Source organism: Variovorax sp. GW821-FHT09B05 (assembly GCF_059418265.1).
This window is the reverse complement of the sequence record NZ_JBWKPN010000001.1, coordinates 381,865-391,928: the sequence shown is the minus strand read 5'-3', so window position 1 is coordinate 391,928 and position 10,064 is coordinate 381,865. Positions and strand designations below refer to the sequence as shown.

At 71.4% G+C, this 10,064-nt stretch carries 11 protein-coding genes; 2 read left to right on the top strand and 9 right to left on the bottom strand.

Annotation, left to right across the window (positions count from 1 at the left end; genetic code table 11):
* Nucleotides 1-135: 135 nt before the first annotated feature.
* From AC07RM_RS01650 to AC07RM_RS01640, 3 genes are read right to left on the bottom strand one after another with little or no spacing between them, the layout of a single operon-like run.
* On the bottom strand, nt 136-1,137 hold the full coding sequence (locus AC07RM_RS01650) for a FecR family protein (protein ID WP_495332477.1): 1,002 nt from the start codon (nt 1,135-1,137) through the stop codon (nt 136-138).
* 36 nt (nt 1,138-1,173) lie between these two features.
* On the bottom strand, nt 1,174-1,716 hold the full coding sequence (locus AC07RM_RS01645; RefSeq protein ID WP_093349591.1) for an RNA polymerase sigma factor: 543 nt from the start codon (nt 1,714-1,716) through the stop codon (nt 1,174-1,176).
* Entirely contained in the window at nt 1,713-2,360 is a 648-nt protein-coding gene (locus AC07RM_RS01640; protein ID WP_495332475.1) for a TonB C-terminal domain-containing protein, read from the bottom strand. The genes AC07RM_RS01645 and AC07RM_RS01640 overlap by 4 nt, the downstream gene beginning before the upstream one ends.
* A gap of 281 nt (nt 2,361-2,641) precedes the next feature.
* On the opposite strand from AC07RM_RS01640, the gene AC07RM_RS01635 reads away from it, so the two are divergent.
* Entirely contained in the window at nt 2,642-3,901 is a 1,260-nt protein-coding gene (locus AC07RM_RS01635; RefSeq protein WP_495332473.1) for a putative Na+/H+ antiporter, read from the top strand.
* A gap of 13 nt (nt 3,902-3,914) precedes the next feature.
* Here the strand turns inward: AC07RM_RS01635 and AC07RM_RS01630 are convergent, their stop codons facing one another.
* From AC07RM_RS01630 to AC07RM_RS01620, 3 genes are read right to left on the bottom strand one after another with little or no spacing between them, the layout of a single operon-like run.
* Nucleotides 3,915-5,393, bottom strand: coding sequence for an aldehyde dehydrogenase (locus tag AC07RM_RS01630; protein ID WP_495332471.1), 1,479 nt, complete (start codon nt 5,391-5,393; stop codon nt 3,915-3,917).
* A gap of 10 nt (nt 5,394-5,403) precedes the next feature.
* Nucleotides 5,404-6,000, bottom strand: coding sequence for a thiamine pyrophosphate-dependent enzyme (locus AC07RM_RS01625; RefSeq protein ID WP_495332469.1), 597 nt, complete (start codon nt 5,998-6,000; stop codon nt 5,404-5,406).
* Nucleotides 6,000-6,536, bottom strand: coding sequence for a phosphonopyruvate decarboxylase (locus AC07RM_RS01620; protein WP_495332467.1), 537 nt, complete (start codon nt 6,534-6,536; stop codon nt 6,000-6,002). The genes AC07RM_RS01625 and AC07RM_RS01620 overlap by 1 nt, the downstream gene beginning before the upstream one ends.
* A gap of 109 nt (nt 6,537-6,645) precedes the next feature.
* Here AC07RM_RS01620 and AC07RM_RS01615 point away from each other — a divergent pair, with 109 nt between their 5' ends.
* Nucleotides 6,646-7,578 (top strand): LysR family transcriptional regulator, encoded by a 933-nt coding sequence (locus AC07RM_RS01615; RefSeq protein WP_490876086.1) that lies wholly within the window; start codon nt 6,646-6,648, stop codon nt 7,576-7,578.
* A 6-nt stretch (nt 7,579-7,584) separates the two neighbouring features.
* Here AC07RM_RS01615 and AC07RM_RS01610 read toward each other — a convergent pair whose 3' ends face one another.
* Genes AC07RM_RS01610 through AC07RM_RS01600 form a run of 3 tightly spaced genes read right to left on the bottom strand, consistent with a single transcriptional unit; the run spans nt 7,585 to nt 10,056 of the window.
* On the bottom strand, nt 7,585-8,589 hold the full coding sequence (locus AC07RM_RS01610; RefSeq protein ID WP_495332465.1) for a 5-oxoprolinase subunit C family protein: 1,005 nt from the start codon (nt 8,587-8,589) through the stop codon (nt 7,585-7,587).
* Nucleotides 8,582-9,283, bottom strand: coding sequence for a 5-oxoprolinase subunit B family protein (locus AC07RM_RS01605; protein WP_495332464.1), 702 nt, complete (start codon nt 9,281-9,283; stop codon nt 8,582-8,584). Before AC07RM_RS01605 ends, AC07RM_RS01610 begins: the two co-directional genes overlap by 8 nt.
* An 8-nt stretch (nt 9,284-9,291) precedes the next feature.
* The gene (locus tag AC07RM_RS01600) at nt 9,292-10,056 is read right to left on the bottom strand and encodes a LamB/YcsF family protein (RefSeq protein ID WP_495332462.1); all 765 of its coding nucleotides are present in this window, start codon (nt 10,054-10,056) and stop codon (nt 9,292-9,294) included.
* Nucleotides 10,057-10,064 lie beyond the last annotated feature (8 nt).

Genomic DNA, 10,064 nt, shown 5'->3' with positions numbered 1-10,064 from the left:
CGCCCGATAAGAAATGCAATGCACTGGCATGGCTGGAATCCATGCCTCTCACAGGACAGACCGGGCAACGCAAACAAAACCGCTAACTTTCTCAAACCTGATCGGACGCGGGGGCCAATCAAGCTGTCACACGACTCAGCTAAGCAGCAGCACGCCACCCGGCAGGGCCCGCGCGCGCAGGTCGTACGAACGCTGGATCTGCACCAGCACGGTGTCGAGCGCGGCGATGGCGAAACGCCCGTTCACCGCGCGCTCCGAGAGGCCGCGCGCCAGCAGCAGCACGCGGCCCGGCCGGTAGCGGTTGATCTCGGCGATCACGCGCGACAGCGGCGTCTGGCGGAACACCAGCACGCCGGTGCGCCAGGCCGAGGCGTCGGCATCGCGGATCGCCTCGGGCGCACCGATCGAGCCCGCGTCGTACACCAGCTGCTGGCGCGGCTGCAGCACCTGCGTTCCCATCGCGTGCGCGACGCGCACGCTGCCCTCGACGCAGCTGACGCAGGCGCTGCCGTCGAGGTAGCGCACCTCGAAGCGTCCCGCCTGCGCCTCGACGCGGCCCGCGCCGGCCGTGACGCTGAAGCCCGGACCCGCCGCGGACAGGTCCACCGCCGTCTCGCCCTCGATCAGCGCGATGCCCACCGTGCGGCCGTCGCGCATGCGGCGCTGCACGCTGGTCTGCGTGTTGAGCACCAGGTCGACGCCCTCGGACAGCGCCACCGTGCGCTGCTCGCCGGTGGCGGTGCGGAAGTCGGCATTCCATTCGCCCAGCGCGGGCCACAGCCCGAGCGGCGGGTACACGGCCAGCGCCACACCCGCCGCGCCGGCGGCACCGACGGCCGCGCCCAGGAAGGCGCGGCGCGGCAGCGCGGGACTGCGCGCGGGCTGGCCCGAGGCCTGGCGGTGCGCGGCCAGCAAGGCGGGATGCTCCGACATCATCTGGCCGATGGCGGGGTCCAGCGCCTTCCACAGGCGCCGCGCCTCCGCGAAGGCCTGCGCATGCACGGGGCTCGCGGCCTGCCAGCGGCGCAACCCTTCTAGATCGCGCTGCGTGGCCGCGCCGGAGGTGAGCCGGCGCAGCCAGGCCTGCGCTTCGCGCTGCGGCTGATCGGCGGGGCCGGACTCGGCGGGAATGTTCATATCCATAAGACGGCCAGGCGCGCGGCGAACCGCGTTTTATTTTTCATGCGAAGCCTTCGGTGCGAGCGCGCGCCCCATGCGGGCGGCGCAGAAGTCGTGCGCATCCTTGAGTTCCTTCTCGACCGTGCGCAGCGAAATGCCCAGCCGCGCCGCGACCTCGCGCTGAGGCAGGTGTTCCCAGCGCACCATCACCAGCACCTGGCGCCGGCGCGCGGGCATGCGCGCGATGAGCGCGGCGAGCGCCGCCATCTCGGAGCGGTCCTCCGCGATCTGCGCCGGGCCGGGCGCGGGGTCGGGCGCCTCGTCGAGCAGCGCCTCGATCTCCTCGGCGCTGGCCAGCCGGCCCTGCCGGCCGAGCTGGTCGTAGGCCAGGTTGACCGCCACGCGCAGCAGGTAGGAGGCCGGGTCGCGCACGCCGTCGATGTCGTCGCGGCTTTCGAGGCGCAGCCAGGTGTCCTGCAGCGCGTCGCCGGCCTGCTCGGCATTGCCGAGCCGCCGCGCGAGCCGCTGCTTGAGCTCGTCGTAGCGCGAGACCAGGAAGTTGCGCAGCGCCGGCAGCGCGTTCTCGGGCACGCTCATCGATCGGGCCCTGCGTGCCGCCCGGGGCACTCGAGCCCGGGTGTCTGCGCGCGCGGCAGGATCAGCATCGTCAATGGCTGCGCCATCTCGGGCGGCGGCGCGCGGTCGATGCGCACCTGGCGCAGCGTTTCCAGGATCGCGCCGTCGCGCGCGCGGTCGCCGCTGGTGTGCAGCAGGAAGGCATTGGCGATGCGCCCGCTGCCGTCGACCACGAAGCGCATCGCCGCGCGGTAGCCGCCGGGCAAGGTGCGCGGATTGCCGCAGAAGGCCTCCCAGATGCGCGTCTGCACCAGGCCGTCGTAGCCGGGCTGCGTGTCTGCCGGCGCGGCATTGGAGGCCATCGCGCGCTCGCGCGAGGCCGCCTCATCGGGCAGCGGCTTGAGCACGAAGGCGGCGCCGGGCCCGGTGCCCGCGTAGTCGGCGACCAGGCCCGTGCCCTGCAGCAGCAAGGCGAGCGCCTCGGCCGGCGTGAGCACGGCCTGCACCGGCGAGGCGTCGCGCCCCGCCACCAGTTCGGCATCGAAGAACACTGGCAGGCCGGTGCGCAGCCCGTACTGCTCCAGCGCCGCGGTCAGCGGCTGCCGCGCGATGTCGAAGCGCATCGCCTCGGCCTGCGCGCGCGCGCTCACGGCCGCAAAGGCCATGCACGCCGCGAGCACGCAGCTTGCCAGGGAGGAAGGAAGAGGAGGTGCATGCCGCATGAAATCGATACGCCCGGCGAAGGCCGCCGCCCGGGGGGCATGTCGAGGCGGATGCTAGGAATGCTTCGTGACGTTCAGATGACGGCGCGCGTCGCGGCCGGCCCTTCGCGGCCGGGGTTTTGAGGCCCTCGGGTAAAATCCGCCCTGGGTGGCATGCCGTTTCGGGCATTCCAGGATTTGCGCAGGTCGGGCCGCCTCGCGGTTTCGCCTCGTCGAGGAATCCCATGTCCCACACCCCGATCCAGTGGATCGCCGCGGCCATCTTTGCCGTCGCCCTGCTCCACACCTTCAGCGCCAGGCAGTTCGAGCGCCTCTCCCACCGCCATCCACGCCATGCCGGCCTGTTCCACCTGCTCGGCGAGGTCGAGGTCGTGTTCGGCTTCTGGGCCATCGTGCTGGTCGTGTCGATGGCGCTGTTCGCCGGCGGCGGCACCGCGCTCGACTATGCCGAGTCGCGCAACTACACCGAGCCGCTGTTCGTCTTCGTGGTGATGGTGATCGCGGCCTCGCGGCCCGTGCTGCGCACGGCGATGTCGCTGGTCGACACGCTCGCGCGCATCGCGCCCGTGCCCACGCCGGTCGCGCGCGCATGGCTCGGTCTCGCGGCGGTGCCGCTGCTCGGCTCGCTGATCACCGAGCCCGCCGCCATGACCATCGCCGCGCTGATGCTCGCGCCGCAGATCTTCCGCCCGCGCGTGCCGGAGGCCGTGAAGTACCTGGCGCTGGGCGTGCTGTTCGTCAACATCTCGATCGGCGGCACGCTGACCTCCTATGCCGCGCCACCGGTGCTGATGGTGGCGACCACCTGGCAATGGGACAGCGCCTTCATGCTCGCCACCTTCGGCTGGAAGGCCGCGATCGCGGTGCTGTTGAACGCCACCGTCTCGACCTATGTACTGCGCAAGCACCTGCAGCCCGCGGCGGGCGACGAGGGCGCCGCGCCCGAAGCGCGCGTTCCGCTGCCGGTGGTCGCGGTGCACCTGGGCCTGCTCGCGGGCGTGGTGCTGTTCGCCCACCATCCGGTGGTGTTCCTCGGCCTGTTCCTGATGTTCCTCGGCTTCGCCCAAGCCTACGAGCGCCACCAGAGCCCGCCGATCCTCAAGGAGGCGCTGCTCGTGGGCTTCTTCCTCGCCGGCCTGGTGGTGCTGGGCGGCATGCAGCAATGGTGGCTGCAGCCCATCGTCTCGGCGCTCGCGCCGGTCGCGCTGTTCCTCGGCGCCCTGGGCCTTACCGCCATCACCGACAACGCCGCCCTCACCTACCTGGGCTCGCTGATCGTCGGCATCTCCGACGAATCGAAGTACATGTTGGTGGCGGGCGCCGTGGCCGGAGGCGGCCTGACGGTGATCGCCAACGCGCCCAATCCCGCGGGCGTGGCGCTGCTCAAGCGCGGCTTCGCCGACGAGACGATTGGCGCGGGCGGGCTGCTGCTGGGGGCGCTGGGGCCGACCGCCGTGGCGGCGGCGGCGTTCCTGTTCCTGTGAGGCCTCGGCGCCCTCAGCGCATGACGAAGGGATTGCCCGTCGCCGCGCCGCTGTTGATCCACACCGACTTGGTCTGCAGGTACTCGCGGACCGCGTCGATGCCGTTCTCGCGGCCCAGGCCCGAGTCCTTGTAGCCGCCGAACGGGGCCATGAAGCTCACGGCGCGGTAGGTGTTGATCCACACCGTGCCGGCCTGCAGCTTCTCGAACATGCGCATGGCGCGGCCGATGTCCTGCGTCCACACCGCCGCGGCCAGGCCGAAGCGCACGTCGTTGGCGATGCGCAGGGCATCGGCCTCGTCCTCGAAGCGGATCACCGACAGCACGGGGCCGAACACCTCCTCCTGGGCGATGCGCATGTGGTTGCGCACGCCCGTGAAGATGGTGGGCTGCACGAACCAGCCCGTACCGCATTCGGGGGCCGTGCCCTTGGCGCCGCCCAGCACGGCGGTCGCGCCCTCGGCGCGCGCGATGTCGATGTACTCGAGCACCTTGCGGTACTGCGGCGGCGTGGTGATCGGGCCGACCTGCGTCTCGGCGCTCATCGGGTCGCCCATGCGCGCGGTGCGCGCCACCGCCAGCAGGCGTTCGACGAAGGCGTCGTGGATGCTGTCCTGCACCAGCAGGCGCGAGCCGGCGATGCAGGTCTGGCCGGTGGCGGCGAAGATGCCCGAGATCGCGCCGAACGCGGCCTGCTCGAGGTCGGCGTCCTCGAACACCACGTTGGGCGACTTGCCGCCCAGCTCCATGGCCGTGTGCTTCAAGAGGCGCCCGGCCCGCTCGTTGATCAGGCGGCCGGTCGAATCCGAGCCCGTGAAGCTGATCTTGGCCACCAGCGGATGCTCGACCAGCGGCGTGCCGACCTCGGCGCCGAAGCCCGTCACCACGTTGAACACGCCCGCGGGAAAGCCGGCCTCCTCGAACAGCTGCGCGAACTCGAGCGTCGAGGCCGAGGTGAACTCCGAGGGCTTGGCCACCACGGTGCAGCCCGCGGCCAGCGCCGGCGCGAGCTTCCAGGCCAGCAGCAGCAGCGGCGAGTTCCAGGGAGTGATGGCGGCCACCACGCCCACGGGCTCGTGGCGCGTGAACGCGAAGTAGCCCTTCTTGTCGAGCGGCAGCGTGCTGCCCTGCACCTTGTCGGCCAGGCCGCCGTAGTAATAGAACCACTGCGGGAGGTAGTCGAGCTGCCCGCGCATTTCCGCGAGCAGCTTGCCGTTGTCGCGGACCTCGGTGGCGGCCAGCCGGGCCGCGTCGCGCGCGATCAGGTCGCCGAGCCTGCGCATCAGCGCGCCGCGCTGCGTCGCGGTCAGTTCCGACCAGGGCCCGCTGGTCAGCGCCTGGTGCGCGGCGCGCACGGCCCGGTCGACGTCCTGCGCGTCGCCGCGCGGGATCTGCGCCCAGCTCTCGCCGGTGAAGGGGTTCTGGGTCTCGAACCAGGTGCCGCCGTGGGGCTCGCAGGCTTCGCCCCCGATGTGCAATGAATAGCGTTGCATGGCGTGCCCGTCAGAAGGGCTGGAAACCCAGCGCGGCGCGGAAGCGATTCTTGATGTAAGAGCCGTCGCGCGGCGGCAGCGCGCGCGGCGGCTCGTTGGCATCGATGAACACCTGCGCGAAGGTGGTCTGCCGGCGCGCGTTGATGCGCTCGGCCAGGTCCTCGCAGGCCTCGGTGCTGTCGACCGAGAACGCATCGGCGATGCCGAAACCCCTGGCCACCGCCACCAGGTCGGCGCCCAGGCTCGAGTGGCTGCGCTGCATGCCGGTCTCGCCGAAATGGCCGTTGTCGAGCATCACGATGCTGAGGTTCTTCGGCTGCTTGACGCCGATGGTGCCGAGGCTGCCGATGCCCATGAGCTGCTCGCCGTCGCCGGTGATGACGACCACCGACTTGTCGCGCTGCGCCAGCGCCAGGCCCAGGCCCAGCGAGGCGGCGCCGCCCATGGCGCCCCACAGGTAGTAGTTGCGCTCGCGGTCGCCGCTGGCGAACACGTCGTAGGAGGCCGAGCCCAGGCCCGTGACGATCAGGGCATCGGGAATGGCGGCGATCAGCCTGGCCACGAATTCGCGGCGGTCGGCGCGCTGCGCCGGGGTCTTGGTGTTCATCACTTGCGCTCCCACTTCTTGCGGCCGATCAGTTCCTGTCCCAGCAGCACGGCGACCTTCTCGCCGGCCTCGAAGGCGGCATCGAAGCCCGCGCTGACGATCTCCTCGACCTCCTCGGGCTTCGAGGCGCGCAGCACATGGATGCCCATGAGCTCGAGCGCGGCCTGCGTGGCCTTGCCCATCGGGCCTTGCCAGGGATTGAACTCGGCGTATTCGCCGCGCATGGTCACGAGCGTGAAGAACGGGAAGTCCGCAGCCTGCAGCAGCGAGAACATGTTCACGCAGTTGCCCACGCCGCTGCTCTGCATCAGCAGCACGGCGCGCTGGCCGCCGAGCCAGGCGCCGCTCACCAGCGCCACGCCCTCCTCCTCGGTGGTCAGCACCACGTCCTCGATGTCGGGGTCGGCGATGGCGCTGCGGATCACGTGCGAATGGCCGGCGTCGGGCACGTAGGCGATCTGCCTGACGCCGCCCGCCTTGAGCACGCGGAAGGCGGCCTGCTGCCAGTCGGGCGCGGGCTGGGTGGTCTGGTTCATGAATCGGGGTGGGTTGGTGAAAGTGCCAGAAATCATAGAATTTGATGCCTGAGAATGTGAAATAGAAATTCGAGATTCCACGATCACGTTTGTGCATGGAGGCAGCCACATGGACCTGAAGCAACTGCGCGCCTTTCTCACGGTGGCCGAGACCGGCAACGTCACGCGCGCGGCCGAGGTGCTGCACCTCGTGCAGCCCGCGGTGTCGCGGCAGATCCGCCTGCTCGAGGAGGACATCGGCGCGCCCCTGTTCGAGCGCGAGCGCCACGGCATGGTGCTGACCGATGCGGGGCTGGCGCTCGTCGGCTATGCGCGCCGCGCGCTGCTCGAGCTGGACCGGGCCCGGGCCGAGATTGGCACCGTCGACAACAGCATCGGCGGGCTGGTGACCTTGGGGCTGCTGCCGAGCACCATCGACATCCTCTCGAGCCCGCTGGTGGCGACGCTGGCGGCCGACTACCCGGGCATCCGCGTGCGCATCGCGATGGGCTACGCGGGCACGCTGCTGCGCTGGCTCGAATCGGGCGAGGTCGATGCCGCGCTGCTCTATGGCGCGGAGCGCTCGCCCAACATCCAGACCACGCCGCTGATCGAGGAGGCGCTGTGGGTCATCGGCCCGAAGAGCAGCAAGCTGCGGCCCGACCGACCGGTGGCGCTGGCCGAGCTCGCGGGCCACAAGCTGGTGCTGCCGAGCGCGCCGCACGGCATCCGCACGCTGGTCGAGCATGCCTGCGCCGTGGCCCAGGTGACGCTCGACCTGTCGGCCGAGACCAACGCGCTGAGCGTGCAGCGAAGCCTGGTGCTCGGTGGCCATGGCCTGACCATCCTGCCGCCGATCGCGGTCGCGGAGGACCTGCGCACGCAGAAGCTCAGGGGCGCGCCGCTGGCCGATCCGGGCATCCGCCGGACCATCGTGCTGGCGCTGCCCGTCAACCGGCCGATCGCGCGCCATGTGCGCTGCGCGGTCGATGTGCTCACGCAGGAGGCGCGGCGCGCGATCGATGCCGGTGCCTGGCCCGAGGGGCGCTGGCTCGGCGCCTGAGGCGCGCTATGCCAGCACGACGCCGCTGATCAGGTTCTCGGCCATCAAGCGGCTCGGCAGGCTGCCCGGCGGCCGGGCCATCTCCTGCAGGAACCGGCTTCTCGGCGGCGCTTCCAGGCGCACCAGCCGGATCGCCTCCGCCGGGTCCACGGCCTGGAAGCGCAGCCCGTCGCCGGGCCGAAGCTGCGACAGGCCATCGAGGTCGCAGGACAGGACGGTGGCGATCTTCGGATAGCCGCCCGTGGTCTGGTGGTCGGCCAGCAGCACCGAGGCCACGCCGTCGCCACCGACCTGTATCGAGCCGCGCACGATCGGCTCGGAGGGAATGGACAGGGCATCCTTCAAAGCCAGTGCCGGCCCCGCGAGGCGCATGCCCATGCGGTCGCGGGCGGGTGTGACGGAGAAGCCCGCTTCGAGGAAAGCGGCTACGGAGGCGGTCTCGAAGCTGTCGGTCTGCGGCCCCAGCACGACGCGAACGAGCGAGCGCGGACCGGCCAGCGCGGGCGCTATGCGGTCGCCCTCGCGCTCCTCCACGACCCGCGTGTTGCGCAGCACGATCTCGGCACCGGGCACCAGGCCGCCGCCGCCGAGGCCCGAGGTCGAGTGCGTGGCGCTGTGCCCGGCCCAATGCCCGCACACGGGCTCGCCGCAGAAGGCCAGATAGGCCCAACTGCCCCAGCGGCCCGGGCGGATCGACAGCGTGTCGCCCGCGCGCAGCGTTCGCACGCACCACGAACCCGTCGCCGCGCCCGAATGGCGGACCTGGAACTCGCCGCCGGCGATGCCGCAGCTCACCTCGCCCGCCTCGCACAGCAACTCCAGCCCGCCCAGCGAGATCTCGATCGCGGTGGCATCCGCCGGGTTTCCGAGCGCGACATGGGCCGCGGCATGCGCGAGCCGGTCCATCGGGCCCGAGGCGGGCACACCGAAGCGCAGCATGCCCGGTCGGCCGCCGTCCTGGTACGTGACCAGCGGGCCGCAGGCGCGCACGCGCAGCCTGGCCTCAGCCATGGGTTTCGTTCTCCAGCCTTGCCTCGTACTGCGCGCGATCGATGCGCTTGAACTTCACGTGGTCTCCCACGCCGAAGAGAAAGGGCGCGCCCTCGTCGCGCGTCAGGATGCGCGTGGGCGAGCGGCCGACGATCGACCAGCCCGTGGGCATCCGCAACGTGGTGACGAGGCACTGCGGCCCCGCGATCAGCACGCTGCCCGCGGCGATGTCGCGCAGGGCCGAGGGCTTGCGCGGCATCTGGATCTCCGTCGGCACGCCCGACATGTAGGCATAACCCGGCGCGAAGCCGTACATGCGCACCCGATAGTCGCCCCGCAGGTGGAGATCGATCACCGCGTCGATGCCCAGGCCACAAGCCCGTGCCACCGCTTCGAGGTCGGGCGCGAAGTCGTCGTCGTAGCAGACCTCGACCTCGCGCGCTTCTCCCGCCGGCAGGCCGGCCGGCGGATCGCGCTGCAGCGTCTCGGCCGCCTCCCGGATCCGCGCGTGATCGGTGACCAGGGGATCGAAGACGACCAGCAGGCTGACGAAGGCCGGGATGCATTCGAGCAGGCCCTCGGGCGGCGCATGGGCCAGGGCCCGGTCGAGCGCGAGCACCGCGGCGTTGGCCGGGTCGGCGATCGTGTCGCCGAAGGACACCAGCAGCGAGTGGTCCGCGACCGGTGTGTAGCGCGGCCATTCGGGGTTCGGCATCGGCGTCCCTACGGCTGGTCGAGGAACGAGGCCAGCACGATCCCTTCGGCCGCCAGCCGCTTGCGGATATGCCGCGCCATCTCGACCGATTCGGCGTTGTCGCCATGGACGCAGACCGAGTCGGCCTTCAACGCGATCGGCGCCGCGCCCTGCACCGGCATCTTCCCGGTTCGCACGAAGCCGATCAGCCGGTCCGCGGCTGCCTCGGCGTCGTGCAGGACCGCGCCCGGCTGGCCGCGCGGCACCAGCTGGCCATTGGGCTGGTAGGCGCGGTCGGCGAAGATCTCCGAGAAGGCGCGCAGACCCTGCGCGCGCGCGGCCTGCTCGAGGCAGGTGCCCGAGATGGCGAGGACCGCGAGCGCGGGGTCGACCTTCTCGAGCGCGGCGACGATGGCCTGGGCCACGCCCATGTCCGCGGCCGCGAGATTGCCGAGCGCGCCATGCGGCTTGACGTAGCGCACCTCGGTGCCCGCGAGCCGGGCCATCGCCACCAGCGCCCCGACCTGCGCCGCGACCATGCGGCCGATCTCGGCGGGCGGCATCGGGATCACGCGCCGTCCGAAGCCCTCGCGGTCGTTGTAGCCCGGATGGGCACCGACGTTCACGCCGCGCTCCGCCGCCAGACGCAGGGTGCGGTACATGGTTTCCGCATCGCCCGCATGGCCGCCGCAGGCGATGTTGGCGCTGGTCACGCAGTCGAGGATCCGCGCGTCGTCGCCCATCGCCCACGGGCCGTAGCCCTCGCCCAGGTCGGAATTCAGATCGATCCGCATGGCCCGCT